The organism is Roseivirga seohaensis subsp. aquiponti (genome assembly GCF_001267955.1).
In the GTDB taxonomy this organism is placed as follows: domain Bacteria; phylum Bacteroidota; class Bacteroidia; order Cytophagales; family Cyclobacteriaceae; genus Roseivirga; species Roseivirga seohaensis.
The window spans coordinates 170,528-188,342 of record NZ_JSVA01000017.1 but is presented as its reverse complement, the minus strand read 5'-3'; the positions used below and the strand labels follow the sequence as shown (position 1 = coordinate 188,342).

The window sequence follows — 17,815 nt, the reverse complement described above, 5'->3', positions numbered from 1 at the left end:
TAACGCTATTTCAGGACGGGACAATTCGATTAACAAAAAAGCCCTGTTTTCTTACGAATACAGGGCTTTTTAGTGAGATTAAACCTCGGTTTATTTATTCTCTGGACCAGTAGTTTTGTTAATCAAAACAGGTTGGCCAAAGCCTAATTGCTCCATTTTTTTCAACTGGGTTTTAGCATCGCCTACTACTAACCAAATCATTTTTTCTGGATCGAGGTATTCTTTAGCCAAACGCTGAATTTCCTCTACGGTCATATCTTTTACAATTTGTTGTCTCTCTTTTACATAGTCAGCACTCCAGCCGTACTCACTCATGTTTTCGAGCATATTTAGTTTAGCACCCGCAGTTTCAAAAGCCCTTGCTCCACTTTTAATCATAAAGCTTTTGGTAGTTTCAAGGTCTTTTTCCGTGTAAGTCTTCCCGTAGTTGGTCAGTATGTCTTTCACTAATTGAGATGATTCATAACTTACATTGGTTCTTACTCCACTTGAGATGGTGAAAGCGCCCCGGGTTTTGCTGCCTGAAAAACCAGATCGAATGCCATAAGTATAGCCTTTGTCTTCTCTTAACTCTTGGGTTAACCTAGAGGCAAAACCGCCACCGCCAAGAATATAATTCATTACCGTAGCAGGGTAGTAATCTTCGTCTGTAACGGCTAAAGCTGGGTAACCAAAGTTTAATACAGACTGTTTTGCGTCTGGAATATCAAAGAAGTAAACAGTGGCTTCAGTGGGTCTTGCCGGTGGGTCGTAAGTTGGAATTTGCACCGCTTTAGCTTCCCACTTAGAGTTCAAGTCGCGCAAAGAAGTCATTACACCAACTGTATTAATATCGCCTACAACATGCAATTTGGCCACGGAAGGAGAGATATAACTATCGTAGTATTTCTTCAAATCTTCCATAGTGATTTCATTCACCGACTCTACAGTACCCAAAATATTTTGAGCTCTGATATTCCCTTCGCCATAAATTAAGCGATTATAAGCGTTTTGAGCTACAGAGTTTGGGCTGGCTTCTTGTTGTCTGATTCTGGAAATAACGGCTTGTTTGGCTAATTCAAATTCGCTGGCGTCCCATCTTGGTTCCAACAAAATCTCTTCCATCAAGTCAATTACCGCGTTGTAGTTACGTTTTAAAGTATTTACCGAGATATTGATGCTCTCTGTTGATGCCGATACTCTGATGGAAGCACCAAGTTGCTCGATGGCTTCTTCTAGCTGGCCTGTTATTTTAGATGCAGTGCCTTTAGTCATCATTTGTGCGGTAAGGTTGGCTACTCCGCCTTTGTTCGGGTCGTCCAATAATTGGCCACCATCAATCACCAAATTGAGTTGAACTAGCGGAACTTCCTTACTTTCAATTCCATACACCTTAAGTCCGTTTTCAAGTGATTCTTGCCATACTTCAGGAGTTTTTACTTCTGGGGCATTGCCACTTGGAGGCTCTTTAGAACGATCGAATGTAGAAGGCGTTTTTTCGTAGGTAGCTGCAATTTTAGGGTTGAAATCATCTTCGGCACCTTCAACGATTTTTTCTTCTACCACTTCGGCCATTTCAGAATTTTCTAGAGCTAAATCTTTTTGTCCTTTTGGTACAAAACTGGTCGCGATATAATTTTTGTCTTTGATGTATTTGTTGTAGGCATTCATTACATCTTCAGTAGTTACAGCAAGAATATTCTCAATGTCTTTGCTAATAAAGCCTGGGTCGTTGGCGAAAATGTTGTATTGCGCCAATTGAAACCCCTTGCCTAAAACACTTGAAAGACTATTATAAAAGCCTGTTTCTTGCCCTGCTTTAATTCTTTCTAAATCTTTTTGTGGAATGCCTTCTTTTTCAAACTTGGCGAATCCTTCTTCAATCGCTGTTAACACTTCGTCCAAATCCGTATCGGCAAAAGCCCTTACAGAAACTTGTAACTGACCCGCTAATTCAGAGGCTTGGTTATACATGCCTACACCAGAAGTTAGTTTCTTGTTTTCCACCAAAACTTGGTTTAACGGAGCTGATTTACCATTAGAAAGATAATTGCTTAATACATCCAGTGCGTAGGCATCAGCACTGTATTGCTCTACGGTAGGCCAGGTTAAAGTAAGCGCAGGCACACGGGCAAAATTATCTTCGTGATATAGCCTTTTAGTTACCGCTACTTTTCCCGGACGAGGAGAGAGCGGTTTAACTGGTTCACCCGTAGGGATTTCATCAAAATACTTTTTCACCCAAGCTTTGGCTTGTTCAGGGTCAAAATCACCTGCAATGGTGAGCGTTACATTATTTGGTACGTACCAACGGTTGAAAAAATCTTTTACATCTTGAAGCGTAGCATTTTGTAAATCTTCTAACGAACCGATAACCTGCCAGTTATAAGGATGGTCTTCTGGGTAAAGGTTTTTATCGATTACGTATGAAGTATGGCCATAAGGCTGATTGTCAACTCTTTGTCGTTTTTCGTTTTTAACTACTTCTTTTTCTTTGGCCAATACGGGTTCGGTTACGGTGTTAATAAACCAACCGAGTTTATCAGCCTCAGCCCAAATCATTTTTTCAAGCGCATCGTTGGGTACGGTTTGATAATAATTAGTACGGTCTCGACTGGTAGAACCGTTTGCGCCTGAGCCCCCAATTCGTGCACTCATTTTATCAAGTCCACCTTTACCTAGGTTTTCAGACTCTAAGAATAATAAGTGTTCGAAAAGGTGGGCAAATCCAGTTCTTCCCTCCACTTCCCTTGCAGAACCCACATGGGCAGTAAGGGCCACCGCTACAACAGGGTCGGATTTATCTACATGAAGAATGACCTGAAGGCCATTGTCGAGGGTGAATTTTTCATAATCGACTTTAAAATCGACTTTCGGAACTTCGCTTTTTTGGGTACAAGCAAAGGCTGATAAGAGTAATACAGCTACTAGGGTTATTTTTTTCAACATAGTTGTTAAATTATTTAGTACCGATAGTTAACTAAATAATCTGCTCAAAGCAATTTTGAGCACTATGTATGGTGTAAAATATACCTAATTAAATTTCGGTTGAAATTGTCTTGGACGCCTTTCAGTATAGCCCTTCTTTAATTGAAAATAAAGAATTGAACCCATCACAGGGGAGAAAAGAATAATCGAAAGCCATATTAAATTGGCTCTGCCCGACTTAAACCTTGATTTAGACAAGTCTAACAAGGCCCAAGCCCATAATACTATAGCAAGCAAAATTACTGCGGGAACTAATATGTCAGAGATTTCCATAAGAACAATTTAACTATTTATGATTGAATAGCAAGTGTGTTTAGGAGGATTGCCTAAATATTTATTTTCCGAATACCTCTTTTGAGGTACATCGCAAGGTTTGTTATGTACTATATTTGGAAACATGAAATGGCTAGTTATTGAACTATTGTATTGATTGAATTAATTCATCATTTATAAAAGCTTTGACGACTGACTTGTTTCTATTTTTAGAATTTTTTATCAACTCAACCAAATTACTATGAAACGATTTACCCTTGGTAGCGCAATGCTTATTGTGTTGACTACCTGCTTTTTATCTTGTAAACCTACAAAGGAAGAGGCTACTGTTCTAATTCCTGAGTACGTTGTAAATGTTACACAAGTAACACAACAAAATGCCCCAGCATTGCAATCTTATGCACATGGTGTAAATGGAGCTGATTGGTTACTTTTTGCAGGTAGAACTAATCGAATTAATGACGATGGTGGACTACATGACTTGAATGCCAATTACACGAATACTTCTTTTTTACCGCTTTCGTATAATGACGACATCTTCGTTTATAATGTAGAAAAGGATGAAGTTTCAGCCTTATCATTTAATGAAATGGTGAGTGAAATCAGCAGTTTTACACCTGCCAGTGGTTCAACCGATGCCGCTGCAATTACCGCGTTGATCCCTCAAATTGCTTCAGCTTTAAAAGCTAATGGAACAGTATTTAGAGCTACTAATCCATTGGTAATGCAAGAGGGAGAATATATGTATGTAGTAGGTGGTTATGGTACTCCTTTGGATCAGACAGACAATGGGAATGCCTACATTACCTTTGACCAGGTGGCTAAAATTAATGTGCCGTCTATGATTAATGTGATCAAGGGAGATTTGAATGCATTGACTTTGGCTGATTGGCAAAGTTTAGTCGCCTTTGGTAGAAGCGGAACGATAGACCCCATTGTCATTAATGGTAAAACAAAACAGGTGGTCACAGATGGGAAATTGGTGAGCACTGGAGGTGAGTTGTTTAAAATAGGATCTACTTTCTATTTGGCTGGGGGGCATAACTTTACAGCCAACAGTCAGCAATATGTAGATGCTGTTTATCCTTTTACAATGTCTGTATCAGCAAGCAACCCTTTGGCCTTAGATATTACTGTTAGTGCACCAATTACAGATGTGCCGACTACAATTGGAACGCCAGCTGCAGATGCTACTTCTAAATTTAGAAGAAGAGATGGACCAATTGTTTCGGCCTTGTACATGGACTCTAATAAGAACCTGACCGAAGGCTTAGCCTTTTATGGAGGCGTTTTTCAGCCTGACAGCGTGGTGATTGTAAATAAGGATACCACAAGCTATTTGCGTGCATGGAACACCGCTATTTACGTAACGCCTAGTTTGTCAGCTAAATACACGATTGATTCAGACTACAATCAGAAGAACTTTAACGTGTACGCTTGTGCAGATTTCGAACTTTATGATGCTGTGTCAGGTACTGTGAGTACGTTTTTAATGGGCGGAATTGGTGATGGTACCTACCAAGGTCCACAGACACTTTCTCCTTTTACCAATAGCCTTACTCAGGTGCGTTATGATTTGAGCACTGGTAAGAGCACTCCAAAAGTAATTGATCAGAATATTTTTGGAGGTAGTTCATTTTATGGTGCCGAAACGGAATTCATTTTTAACAGCAGTCAGCCTATTTCATTTATGACGGTGAATGGTGACGCGACTGAAGTGATTGACGCAGATAAGACTTTCCAAGAAGGACAAGGCTTCGATTTGGGCTTTATTTACGGAGGTATTGAGGCTTTTGAGAATACTCCAGGTACTTTTGGGAGAGGGAAATCCGCTGCTTCTAGTAAAATCTGGAAGGTAACGGTGACTAAGAACACTGTAAACAATTAGAATATTCATCTTAGTTTAGAACCCTCCAAAAGTTAAAAATACAACCTCTGTTTGTACCTTTTTATCAGATAAAAAATGGGTAATAACTTTTGAAGGGTTGACTAAGGTTGTTTAATTCTGACAGTATATAACAGAGATTTTTCTGCCATATTGAAGAGCCTTTGAGAGTAATCTCAAGGGCTTTTTTTATGCACCTTGCTGAATAAGTGAAATTATGGCTTTGGCCTTTACCATACATTCTTCATACTCTTTTTCGGGTATGGAATCGTAGGTAATGGCACTTCCTGCTTGAAAGGAATAGGTCTTTGATGCACTGTTTAAAAATAGACTGCGGATCAACACATTAAAATCGAAATTTCCATTGGGGCTAATATAACCAGCGGCTCCAGAGAAAGCACCACGCTTAGTACTTTCGTATTGTTCAATAAGCTCCATCACTTTTACCTTTGGTGCACCCGTCATACTGCCCATAGGAAAAGCATTTTTAATCACATCAAAAGCACTCACATCTTCTCGCTTTTCTGAAACAATGGTGGAAATCATTTGATGCACCTGCTGGAAAGAATAGATACCGAAAATCTCTTCTACTTTAACGCTTCCTATTTTAGACGAACGTGCCAAATCATTTCGGACTAAGTCCACAATCATCATGTTTTCCGCCAATTCCTTTTCGTCTGATCGAAGCTCATTTCTTAATGCCTCATCTTCAGTTGTAGATTTTCCTCTAGGGCGTGTGCCTTTAATGGGTTGTGAAATGATTTTATCGTCTTCCTTTTTTATAAACCTTTCTGGCGAAGCCGATAGAATATAGTGCTCATCATGTTTTTGAAAGCATGAAAAAGGGCTAGGAGAGAACTGATTCAGGGCTAAGTAAAGTTGGACAGGATTTATGTTTTCAATTTCACCATGAAACTCCTGACAGAAATTGATTTCGTAACAATCGCCTTCTTCAATATGTTGGCGTAGCTTTTCAATAATGTCCAAATAAGCTGCTTTCGTAATGCTGGCTTGTGGTGCATTTAGTTTGCTTTGTGACGAATTGATTTCCGTTTTTTCAATTTGCCCTAAAACATCTTCTTCCGACCAAATCTCAATTTCGTTTCCTTTAAAGAACAAAAGGTGTTGAGGTTCGAAAAATGAGATTTCGGGGAATTGAACATGATCGGCATTCTTGCTCGATAAATCTTCAGTATCGTTTTTTAGGTCGTAGCCTAAATAGCCAAACAGCCATTTGTTTTGGTGGAATGCGAAAAGCGCCTCAAAACGATCTTTTTCATTCGGTTTAAAAATACGCTTAACACCAACGGCCAATATTTCATTAAAACCTTGATAAGGGTAAGAAATTCCGTTGGATTGAAAATAAGCACAATGCGAGAACCCATTTGCCCAGTGCAGGGCCTTTTCTAAGAATTGCGGTTTGTTATTAATGGAGGTTGTTTTCAATGCGTTTTACTAAAGCGATGCAAAGTTAGTAAAGCAATGTGCATAAAAAAGGGAGCCAAAAGCTCCCTCATTATTCTGTTTCAATTTTTATTAAAGTGAAGCCTTTGTTCCTGCTTCAAGCTCAAAACCTACATTTACAGTATTGTAAAGAAATTTGTCTTTTGCTTTATCTACAGCAGAAGCTTCATCGCCATAAGTTAAATTCCACTCAGTTCTGTCAATGTTAAAATTAGCAATAGCCTTTACCACGCCATTGTTAATGCTTACAGAAGCAGGGAAAGTGATGTTTTTTGTAGTTCCTCTCATGGTTAAGTTACCAGAAATAAAGTGAGTAGGATTTTCTACCATTACTTCGCTTAAAGTAGCCGGAGTAAATTCTGTTTCGAATTCTTCTTTGTCAGCCTCTAAATTTTCGGCCATATAAGCTGTAACACCAGTTAACTCAAAAGTAGCTTCAGGGTAAGTAGCTTCATCAAAGAAATCAGAACTCATTAAGTGTGTTTCCAAGTCTGTTGCTCCTTTAGAACCGGCCATATCCAAATTCTTCAAAGAACTGATGTCGATAGTGAAATTACCGCTTACGATTTCATTGTTGCTTAATCCAATTTGGCCTTCTGTTAACTTAATTGTGCCATTGTGTTTTCCCGCAGGCTTACTTCCAATCCAAGTAATCACACTGTTTTCAGTATTGATGGCCAATGTAGTTGCGTTTTCGGCAGAAGCTACAGCTTTTGCATCAGATGTTTCAACTGTTTTTTCCTTCGGTCCACAAGCTGCTACAAGTAGAACAGCGGCTAGAATTGACAAAGTCGATTTCAAAGTTTTCATTTAGTTTAATTAATTATTGTTAATTGCTTTTCAAGATGTAACAGGTAATCGATTTACTACCCATTTTGTTTATCGAATGCAAAACTACATCAGGAAGCTATAAGTTCAATGTATGTACATATAATTTTATTCAATGGCAGTAATTAAGGCAGTAAAGGGCGTAAAGCCTGTTTTTGGTGAGAAATGTTTTTTGGCAGACAATGCTACGATAGTGGGCGATGTGCACATGGGCAATAATTGCAGTGTGTGGTTCAATGCGGTAGTGAGAGGAGATGTTTGTCATATTGAAATCGGAGATAATTGCAATATTCAAGATGGAGCGGTGATTCATGGCACTTTAAATATGTCGAAAACCGTGTTGGGCAAAAATGTAAGTATTGGCCATAATGCCATTGTGCATGGTTGTATTGTGGAAGACAATGTGCTAATAGGAATGGGCGCTATTGTAATGGACAATGCTGTAATTGGCACAGGTTCTATGATTGCGGCCGGGGCGGTAGTGTTGGCCAATACCGTTATTGAACCTAATTCACTTTATGCAGGAACACCCGCTAAAAAAATCAAAGAAATAGATGAACGACTAAGAATGGTAATCGATAAAACGCCTGAAAACTACATTATGTACAGTGGTTGGATCGAAGATCTTCCAAACCCATGATCATTCATTTATTCTTGTGCCTTTTTCAAAAAATAAATTACCTTGAAGTATGATTTCTCTACCTTCAAAGGGCGAATACGACCCTTTTTATCAGACCTACATTAGCCAACTAGAAGGCCAAAATGTTTTAGATCGCATTAGCGCACAGAAAAGCGAAGTAACCGAATTATTTAACTCCATTTCTGAAGAGAAATCGAATACGGCTTATGCTGAAGGAAAATGGACAATTAAAGAGGTTTTGAATCATATCAATGATGTAGAGCGTATTTTCACGTACCGTGCTTTGGCCATTGCCAGAGGCGACAAACAAGCACTTCCGGGCATGGATCAGGATTCATATCAGGAAGCAGCCACCAACCCTTCTCGTCCACTAGCCAGCTATTTGGCCGAATTTGAGGCCATTCGGGCGGCTTCCATTTTGTTATTTGAAAACCTTAGGGAAGAGGAAACTATGGCGGAAGGAATTGCCAGTGGTAATAAGGTAACAGTTAGGGCGCTTGCCGCCATGACAGTAGGACATGTAGCTCATCATATTCAAATCATCAAAGAAAGGTATTTATAATGTTTATCATCGATCCCAACTTCAATTACCCTAAAGAGACAGAATCTAGAGTATTGATCCGTTTTCAGGATTGCGACCCGCTTCGTCATCTGAATAACGCCAAATATTTCGATTATTTTTTCAATGCCAGAGAGGATCAAGTTCCGAAAATTTATGGGGTTGAAATGCGGGAAATCATCAAATCATTCGATGCCGTTTGGGTAGTGTATAATCATCATATTGCCTACCTAAAACCAGCAAATATGGCCGAATGGGTTAGAATAGTGAGCAGGGTGATTTGGTATAACAAAAACACTTTGGTTGTGGAATACTGTATGTACGATGACTCCAAAAGTTATTTGAAAACCTTGATGTGGACTACCTTTAAGTACGTAGGAATGAACACCAGTAGAACGGTAGAGCATTCAGAAGAAGTAGAAGCTTATTTAAAGGCGATATTATATCCTGGTGTAGATTATCATTCTGGCAAATTTGACGAACGCGTTTATCAAGTTAAGAATGAGACTCGCTCAATTTTTTGATTTCTCAAAATAGAAGATTATCTTATTAAAGATTCGGACTGGCTATTATCTTGCCACCTCAAAATAGAACTGTTAATTTATTAGTACCGTAGCCATGGAAAATCAAGGGTTTGATCCAAAGGAAATCGAAAAGTTTAAGGCCAAAATTAAGGCCACAGGAAATTCATATGTTGTAATCGATTCGGAAGATAATTCGGACGATTATATGAACTTCAATTTTGTAGGATCCTATGATGGTAGAGAAGTAGTGTTTGATGTAGCACTTTATACCTTGAAGATTCAGCATGCCAGCGAAATTTATGAATTGGCTGAACATGAAGCGGCTAAGAAATTCCCTGAGTACAAAGCCATTGCTTACGAAGAAGACGAAAATGGTGATATAGCTCCGTTGGGTGATTTGGAAGAAGAAATAGGGCTATATATGGCCGAGGTAATGGAAGAACTTGAGGAAGAAGATGCTGTCAAAGTTCAAGAACATGTAGATATTGATGAAAATATCGACTTTGGTGTAGGTTTAGATGTAGGCTTGAATGTAGACAAAATCACGCATGAAGTGATTGAGAAATTCATTAAAGACTTTACTAACGATACCCTGGAACTTGACCCAACTTACTTCTCTTTCCAAATGGATAATGAGGACGATGAAGATGACGAAGAATAAGAATTGATTCTTTACTAACCATAGAAAATCCCTAACAGTCGCTTGGTCGACTTTTAGGGATTTTCCTTTTTATCAGCTTTGCAACAAACAATTTAGTTCGGTTTTTACTTTTTGCAGTATGTTAAAAATAGCCTGGAAAGATATTTACGCGCACGTTTTACCAGCAAATCATCGCTTTCCGATGGAAAAGTATACGCTGCTACCCGAACAGCTTTTATATGAAGGCACCATTTCTGAAAGCAATTTATTCACTCCAGAACTACTGAGCGAAACGTCTATTATTCGTACTCATAATACCGACTATTGGAATAAGTTGAAGACACTCTCCTTATCTAGAAAAGAAGAACGGAAAACGGGATTTCCACTTTCGGCAGCTTTGGTCGAAAGGGAGCGTGTAATTATGCATGGTTCGGTAATGGCCGCACGCTATGCCATTGAAAATGGAGTTGCTATGAATTTAGCAGGTGGTACGCACCATTCGTTTACCGACAGGGGAGAAGGCTTTTGTTTACTGAATGATATTGCCATTGCTGCCCATGATTTGCTAGATAATGGATTAGCTAAGCAGATTTTAGTAGTGGATTTGGATGTGCATCAGGGTAATGGAACCGCCCAGATATTTGAGAACGAACCAAGGGTTTTTACTTTTAGTATGCATGGGGCTGCCAATTATCCATTGCACAAAGAAAAATCAGATTTGGATGTTGGGCTTAAAGATGGAACGGATGATAATACTTATTTGAGCTTATTAGATGCCAACCTAAAAGCCTTAATGGATACTGTTCATCCTGATTTTGTTTTCTTTCAGAGCGGAGTAGATGTTTTGGCGACCGACAAACTAGGGCGTTTGGGAATGACCCTTCAAGGTTGCAAGCAGCGCGATAGGGTTGTGCTAGAAACTTGCAAACAAAACGATATTCCGATTATGGCTTGTATGGGTGGTGGCTATTCCGAAAAAGTAGCCCATATTGTTGAAGCCCACGCCAATACCTTTCGCTTGGCGCAAGAAATCTTTTTCTAGGTGAAAGGACAGCATCCTTGATTGATAAGTGCTCAGGTTCTGCCTAATCAAAGAGCTTGCGACAGGGGCTTATTTTTAGCATAACGCTCATTTTTTTTGTCATTGCGAGAAGCAGGCTTCGCGTTAGCGAAAGGCTGTGACGCGGCAATCTGTCTGGTGTTCATTACGACCATTAGAATGTAAATAAGTTAATTATTGGACCCCGTTATTGAAGAATATTAACAAGGAACTTGGAACGAACGGATTGCCGCGTCATGAAACCTTGTTAACACAGGTTCCATTTCTCGCAATGACGCTCCGAATGAGCAACAGCCTAGACCTTGATTAGCTAGCAAATCAACCCGTATTCACTTACTTCTTTTTGGTACTTCGGTAGAAGTAATTAATGCCGTCAGAATTGCTTTCACACTTAACTAATCAAGTGCGCACCTATACCAGTGTGTTATAAGTGCAAATAGAAGCAGATAAGCTCACTTCTGACCTATAAGTAACAAAACTAAAGCTTATTCACCTTAACAACTTTATACACTTTTTCGCTTTCTGAATTTGCTTCTTTTAGTGAAAAATGGATGCCTTCTTCGGTTACAAAAGCATTGTTTAAAGCCACTTGATTTATTAATTCTTCAGGTAGCTTAATGACTCCTGATTTTTTGGTTTTGGTATCAAAAACTATCAATGAAGCCCCAAATACTTTTGGTGCTTCTTTATTGGTTTCTGGGTTAATTCTAGGTTTGGTGCCATGTACCAATACCCTGTAAATCATCTGTTTGTCCGGACTAGTATACAAATTTCCTACAAAATGAGGTGGCTGAGTAGGATTGGGGCCAATAGAAACACTATTTTCGGTTCTGGTAACAATAGATAACATAAAAAAGCCATCTAAGTCGGTGGATTTAATCTCTGGATCTCCGGCAAAGTAGGCTTCTTTAAACTCGCTATTTTCGAAATAATAAAGGCTGTCGCTTATTTGCGAAGTTCCGTATAGGTTTTGATCGTTTCCGGCAAAAAAGAAGGCTAGCGAGGTAATGCCTCCTGTTTTCGCCATTTCTCTAGTTCTCTCGGCTTTTTCTTCAAAGTCAGGTAGAATGGTTCTTTCATCTAAATAATACTTTTCTACTTCTCCTTTCTCAAAATCAAAATTGGCCCTTAACCAACTAGTATCTCCTTCAGCAGTTACAAACGAGGTGTTCGATGTGTAGAGCTTTCCATCTTTAAAAGAAGTGCTAGCGTCCAAAGAAAGTCTGGAGTCACTAAATGAGAAATTCTCATGAGATTTGACTCTTTTGAGCACTTCGCCTTCTTTGTTGATTTTATAATAGAACTGCATTGTGTTGACGAAAATATTGTCAAAATCATGCACCCAATATTCAAAGAAGCCATAAGGATAGATGATTTCGTTGGGGCCATCTGCGGCAAGTTTAATTTTGTGGGCGATTTCACCTGTTTTATAATTGTAAAAATAGAGGTGTCGATTAGGTCGATTGAAGAAGCTATAATAGCCCACGCCATCTACAACAACATATTTGGCATAAATTCCATCAACAGAAGTTTCGTCATCCAGCATAAAGACTTTATCTTCTAGCTGGGTCAGTTCGTAACTTACATTTCCTGCCTCTGATTCTTTATTTGAAGAAGTGCCACAAGCGGATAAGATGAATAATAATACAATTAAGAGTGTGTTGACCGAGTTTTTCATAAGTAAATTTTAACCTTCAGTTAATTCGTTTTCTTCTTTTTCGTCTGGTGAAAAGCGAGCGATTAACATTGGGCTTAAAATACAGGCAATTCCAATCACAGTCAAAAAAGTATTTTTTTCAATGAAATTCATAACTATTAAGTATATACCGCAGGCTATAAATATGCCTTTCAGCCATTTGTTTGTCCATGCTAATCCAGCAATAAAATAGCCGATACCTAGTAAGCAGAACATGCTGGTATTGAGAATTTGATTGACCTGATCACTGAAATTGAGAAACCAATTCAATACTTTCCCAATCAATACCGAGAACAGCGCTAGTTTAAAAATGATCAAGGCTAAATTTTTCACACTTTAAAATAGTTTATTCATGTTTGAACTGCTACACATTATGAGATTAATTTGTTGCTAGTGGTAAGAGGGCAATCAGTGTTAAGTATCGGTTAAAAACCAATTTGTTATTCATTCTCTATGCAATCGAGGATGAGGTGGGCAGTTCTTCACTTTTGTACACCAAAAAAAAGACCTGCAATTTCTCGCAGGTCTTTCAATTTAGTAGGTGTTATTTCTAATTAATTACCGTCAGGTAAATCCATATCTACATTGGTTCTGTAGTCGCCTAGCAAATGTTCTGCAAAGAAATACCACATCAATTTTTCGTAGTAGCTTCTCTTGCTGCCGCCATAACCATGCCTTGAACCCGGTATTGGCATATAATCGAAACGCTTGCCCGCTTTCATCAGCTCGTCAGCTACACGCATACTATTGGCAGGATGTACGTTATTGTCAATTGTACCGTGAGTAAGTAAAAGATGTCCTTTTAAATTACTGGCTAAAGATTGGTTGGTTTTTACTTTTCCATCCCAAGTAACTGTGGTGGTTTCGTTACCATCTTTATCTTTTTTCGTTTTCTCCTTTTTAATCACACCATTGTGCGTTTCGCCCCACCATTTATTATAAATGTTGTTGTCGTGATTACCGGCAGAAGAAGCCGCAGCAGTATAAAAGTTAGGGTAGGTAAGCAAAGCCGCAGTCGACATAAATCCACCACCTGAGTGACCGAAAATACCTACATGGTCAAGGTCGATCCACTCGTGCCTTTCAGACAATTGCTCCAAAGCACGCTTATCATCTGCCAAAGCATAATCTCTTAAGTTCTGCCATCCGTAAGTGTGGTAGTATTTAGAACGCATTGGCGAACCTCCTCTGTGGCCCATACTTACTACAATAAAGCCCAATTGCGCCATGGCAGTTTGGTAACCACCAGTAATGGTAAAATCATTCGTAAACGATTCTACTTGTGGGCCAGGGTATACATAAGAAATGATTGGGTACTGACGCGTAGAATCAAAATCGAAAGGTTTGAACATTACACCGTAAAGGTCAGTAATGCCGTCATCAGCTTTCATAGTAAAACGCTCCGGTTTTTTCCAGCCAGCTTGCTCTAATAAACTCAAATCAGCAGTTTCTAACTGCATAATTACGTTTCCGTTGTTGTCTTTCAGGGTTGAAGTTGGGGTAACATCTACCGCTGAGTTATTATCGATGTAGAACTTATTAGATTCTGACATGCTGATTCTATGATTACCGTTTTCAATAGAAAGGGCTTTAAAGCCTGAGCCATCAAAATTCGATTTGTATATCAAGGAATAATAAGGGTCGATGCCTTCTTCTTTACCAAAAGCTTCGAAATACACTTTTCTTCCCAGTGTATCAACGCTCTGTACTCGTCCAGTTACAAAATGTCCACTGTTCGTGATTTTATTTTTCATCGCACCAGTTTGGCCATCATATAAATAAAGCTGCCCAAAGCCAGTTCTTTCCGACCACCAGATCAATTCTTTTCCTTCTTCAAGAATAATCAATTGCTGATAATCCCAGTTGAAATAAGGGTGATCTACATCTTGGAATAACACTTTCAGTTCACCATTAGCAGTATTTACAACGCTCACATCAAGAGTGTCGCTTGTACGGTTCATCCTCGTCAAGAAAAGCTTGTCAGAAGTTTCGCCTGGCAAGTATGCACTAATAGTTTGGTCAGTGTATTTGTCAATATCAACGATGATACGCTCTCTCGTTTTTGGATCGAAAATCTCTAATTGCTCTTGCGGAACATTTTGGTCGCCCGGCATGGCATATTTGTAAACCTCTAATTTCGGTCTCGGATTGCTTAACTCATTGATTACAAAAAGCTCTTCTACTTTTCTAGAGTCAGAGCGGTTAACGAAGAATTTTGCTTCGTCTTTAAACCATCTTACTCTCGCTCTTGTACGTTTGTCTTTTGTGGTATCACCAGCATCGCCAGCGTAGCTAAACCATCTTTCGCCATCTTCAGTCAGTTGAATTTCGGTAGAGTCAGCATCGTCTGCCATCATCATGTACAGGTTATGATTTTTAGCGAAAGTGATGTAGGTGCTGTCTGGAGAATAAGAAGCCCAGTTGTTTCTTTTCTTACGCTTTTCTGTAGAATCACCTTTAGAAATTACCTTGGTGTTTAAGTTGAAATGGTAGTCGATACTGTCTACCATAAACTTAAGCGTAGTATTGTCATCCTCTAATTTCAAAGCCTTTAAGTCAAGGTCGTTGTGGTTCCAAGGCTTGCGGGTAAGTTCGCTCAATTGTGCTGCAAAGTCCTTGTTGTCGAACATTTGAGTTTTGGTTTTCTTTACCGGATCTACCACATAGAATTTCTTTCCAGAAGTAGTGGTGTACGTGTACCAAAATTTGTCGCTGTCTTTAAACCACTGCGGAGAAACGCGAGTGCTTTTCAGCATTTTGCTCAAGTTATCTGAGCTAAACTTTTCCGCTGCTTTAAAATCAGCTTTGTGCTGCTGTGCCGAAAGCTGTATAACAGCTAGGGTGAGCAGGAGGGTTAAAATCTTTTTCATGCATGTAAGGTTGTTTGTGCCAATAATAACCCCAAAGCATCTGAAATACAACGGCTTTATTTTACACTCACTATTGAAGGGATAAGCGGAAGGGTGCTGTAAGAATTACATTGAGATGTTAAAACTGGACGAGACACAAACCTGTCACCTCACTAGCCCTCATCTGCTCCTTCGCTGAAGCTTCGGGCGCAAGAGAAGGGAGGGAATGCCTTAGTGGTTACTTAGAATTTCAGTAGCTTAATATTAGCGCGGTACTATTCCCCTCTACTAAGAGGGGTTAGGGGAGTGTTTACATTAAGCAACCTGAAAATTGTTTAACCGCAAAGGCTTCACAATAGCGCAACGTTAAATACTTCGTCATTGCGAACCTGCCAAAGTTTTTCGAAGTGAGAATATTGACGTGAAGCAATCTCACCGCTAAATTGATTGACCATTAAGATTGCTTCGTCACCTTTCTTTGCTAACGCCAGAAAGTTTTCTCGCAATGACGGTAAACGCAAACTTTGTTGGCTATCAAATACCAAATGCCCAATAGATATTACTGTTATATAAGTTATTTTCGCTAATCTTATAGCTTGTTAAAAGGTGCGTATAGCACATCGTATTTGATGGCTATCCGTCACTTTTATGCAATTATATATCGCTATACGGCATGTTTGTGGCTGATAGCTAACGTTGGCATTCATGCAGAAAAAACTTCTACCAGACAAATGAGTCGATTTGAAAGGTCCATAAAACTTGCTTTTGACAAAATTTCAGGTGAAATACTTGAAGCTGATGAAGTCTTTAGCGAGACCAAGGAGTCGTTTCAAACTAGAAAGCAATATCACGAAAACAAGCTCAATTTATCTTGTTGTGAATGCGAGCAGGAGTTAATGGTCTCAGGCAGTAAATTCGACCGTCTCCATTTTAAACACAAACCAGGACATTCTTTTTGTATTCTTTCTGACGGACAACTAACACCAAAGGAACAAGACGTATTCACCAAAATACTAAAGAATAAGGAAAGTGAACGGCACATTGAGCTAAAGACCAAGATTGGCAACATGTTAAAGGATGTTGATGGAGTAGATTTAGAAAGCATTGCCATAGACAACAAATTTATTTCACGCAATGGCGAAAAAAGACGACCAGATGTTTTTTGTAATTACAAAGGCCAAGACATAGTCTTTGAAATCCAATTATCCGAATTGTCTTTAGGTTATATCCTTAGCCGATATGAATTCTACAAAAAGAACCAAATGTTTCTCATTTGGATACTTGATGATTTTGACATTCACAACCAAGGCACTCTTGAAAGAGATATAAAATACTTAACCGAATATGAGAATTTTTTTAAGCTTGATGAATCCTCTAATACTCTCAAACTGCTATGCGAGTACAAATATCCATTCTTAACAGATGACAATCGTCTACTAACAAAATGGCTAAAAAAACCAGTTGCACTTTCACAGCTTCAATTTGACACAAATGTTTACCAAGTATTCTACTATAACTTTGGTAACAATAAAACCAAAACAGAAAAAAAGCAAAAAGTCCGAGAAGCTGAATTACTTGAACTTGAGCGTCAAAAGCAAGAAGAACTAAGACTTAATAAAGCAAGAGATAAAGCCCACAAGATAATTAATGGCATTAAGAACCTTAGAAAGGCTAAACATTTATCCTATGACGGGATAAGGATGCAAATAGATGAGCTTTGTCCTTTTGAACTTAAAATGCTGAATGAAATACTTGGACTCAAAGAACGAGAAACACCGATTATTAAATGGATAGAAAAAGCTAAAAGAGAAGATTACCAATTCATTGAGTTTTTAATTGACTGTGAAAAAATTGAAAAGGATTTAAATGAAATGTCCTCAGACGGTTTTACAGCTTTTCAAGCTATAATAGGTAACGATGAGTTTGCTTTTCATGAAAAAAAAATCCTTCTTAAAAAAATGCTTGAGTATGGCTACGAGTTAAAATTCAACGACTTAAGCAAGCTTAAACAGCTAATTGATGACTCCGAAGAAATTTTTCTTTTTGAACAAAGTAATGCACTCGCTAACAGAAGGTTGACTCCAAAGATATTTGAGCATTCAAAAATCATTTTTATTGTGGAGTCTGCAAAGAGACATGAACTAATTCATTACAAATACCCCAAGAACATTTGGATTCAATTAGCGAATACTGCTATCGAGTATTACAAAGAGTATTGGGATTATATAGAATCAGCATTTAAGCACTACCAGATTTGGGACAAGGTGGAAAAGGCAGATACAACAGGGAAATTCAGGAAGAAGGTTCAGAATTATTATATGACAATGCCCGAACAGAATTACGAGCTTGACGAATTAATCAACGAACTGTATCCTGAAATCTATAAATCATAAAATAAAAAGCACAAAATGCCAACAAAAGCTATACTTA

The 17,815-nt window shown here is 38.7% G+C and carries 14 protein-coding genes; 7 read left to right on the top strand and 7 right to left on the bottom strand.

Features of this window, described 5'->3' with window-relative positions; genetic code table 11:
• Nucleotides 1-90: 90 nt before the first annotated feature.
• Nucleotides 91-2,928, bottom strand: a complete 2,838-nt coding sequence (locus tag OB69_RS15015) for a M16 family metallopeptidase (protein WP_157608596.1) — start codon at nt 2,926-2,928, stop codon at nt 91-93.
• An 84-nt stretch (nt 2,929-3,012) separates the two neighbouring features.
• Nucleotides 3,013-3,240: a PLDc N-terminal domain-containing protein gene (locus OB69_RS18995; protein ID WP_053224564.1), complete on the bottom strand. Its 228-nt coding sequence runs from the start codon at nt 3,238-3,240 to the stop codon at nt 3,013-3,015.
• Between the two features lie 241 nt (nt 3,241-3,481).
• Between OB69_RS18995 and OB69_RS15005 the strand changes: the two genes are divergently transcribed.
• Entirely contained in the window at nt 3,482-5,128 is a 1,647-nt protein-coding gene (locus OB69_RS15005; RefSeq protein ID WP_053224563.1) for a hypothetical protein, read from the top strand.
• A gap of 186 nt (nt 5,129-5,314) precedes the next feature.
• Here OB69_RS15005 and pabB read toward each other — a convergent pair whose 3' ends face one another.
• Entirely contained in the window at nt 5,315-6,571 is a 1,257-nt protein-coding gene (pabB, locus tag OB69_RS15000; protein ID WP_053224562.1) for an aminodeoxychorismate synthase component I, read from the bottom strand.
• A 90-nt stretch (nt 6,572-6,661) separates the two neighbouring features.
• A complete protein-coding gene (locus OB69_RS14995) occupies nt 6,662-7,399 on the bottom strand; it encodes a YceI family protein (RefSeq protein WP_053224561.1) in 738 nt (245 codons plus the stop codon).
• Between the two features lie 133 nt (nt 7,400-7,532).
• On the opposite strand from OB69_RS14995, the gene OB69_RS14990 reads away from it, so the two are divergent.
• The 5 genes from OB69_RS14990 to OB69_RS14970 all read left to right on the top strand — a co-directional run bounded on the left by OB69_RS14990 (nt 7,533) and on the right by OB69_RS14970 (nt 10,822).
• Nucleotides 7,533-8,057, top strand: a complete 525-nt coding sequence (locus OB69_RS14990; RefSeq protein WP_053224560.1) for a gamma carbonic anhydrase family protein — start codon at nt 7,533-7,535, stop codon at nt 8,055-8,057.
• Between the two features lie 49 nt (nt 8,058-8,106).
• A complete protein-coding gene (locus OB69_RS14985; RefSeq protein WP_053224559.1) occupies nt 8,107-8,619 on the top strand; it encodes a DinB family protein in 513 nt (170 codons plus the stop codon).
• On the top strand, nt 8,619-9,140 hold the full coding sequence (locus OB69_RS14980) for an acyl-CoA thioesterase (protein ID WP_053224558.1): 522 nt from the start codon (nt 8,619-8,621) through the stop codon (nt 9,138-9,140). Before OB69_RS14985 ends, OB69_RS14980 begins: the two co-directional genes overlap by 1 nt.
• Nucleotides 9,141-9,234: 94 nt before the next feature.
• Nucleotides 9,235-9,801 (top strand): hypothetical protein, encoded by a 567-nt coding sequence (locus tag OB69_RS14975; protein ID WP_053224557.1) that lies wholly within the window; start codon nt 9,235-9,237, stop codon nt 9,799-9,801.
• 118 nt (nt 9,802-9,919) lie between these two features.
• Nucleotides 9,920-10,822: a histone deacetylase family protein gene (locus tag OB69_RS14970; protein ID WP_053224556.1), complete on the top strand. Its 903-nt coding sequence runs from the start codon at nt 9,920-9,922 to the stop codon at nt 10,820-10,822.
• 496 nt (nt 10,823-11,318) lie between these two features.
• Here OB69_RS14970 and OB69_RS14965 read toward each other — a convergent pair whose 3' ends face one another.
• The 3 genes from OB69_RS14965 to OB69_RS14955 form a co-directional block, all read right to left on the bottom strand.
• The gene (locus tag OB69_RS14965) at nt 11,319-12,518 is read right to left on the bottom strand and encodes a DUF4221 family protein (RefSeq protein WP_053224555.1); all 1,200 of its coding nucleotides are present in this window, start codon (nt 12,516-12,518) and stop codon (nt 11,319-11,321) included.
• 9 nt (nt 12,519-12,527) lie between these two features.
• The gene (locus OB69_RS14960) at nt 12,528-12,869 is read right to left on the bottom strand and encodes a hypothetical protein (RefSeq protein WP_053224554.1); all 342 of its coding nucleotides are present in this window, start codon (nt 12,867-12,869) and stop codon (nt 12,528-12,530) included.
• Between the two features lie 221 nt (nt 12,870-13,090).
• The gene (locus tag OB69_RS14955; RefSeq protein WP_053224553.1) at nt 13,091-15,406 is read right to left on the bottom strand and encodes a S9 family peptidase; all 2,316 of its coding nucleotides are present in this window, start codon (nt 15,404-15,406) and stop codon (nt 13,091-13,093) included.
• A 575-nt stretch (nt 15,407-15,981) separates the two neighbouring features.
• On the opposite strand from OB69_RS14955, the gene OB69_RS14950 reads away from it, so the two are divergent.
• The gene (locus tag OB69_RS14950) at nt 15,982-17,778 is read left to right on the top strand and encodes a DUF6035 family protein (RefSeq protein ID WP_185096915.1); all 1,797 of its coding nucleotides are present in this window, start codon (nt 15,982-15,984) and stop codon (nt 17,776-17,778) included.
• Nucleotides 17,779-17,815: the final 37 nt, after the last annotated feature.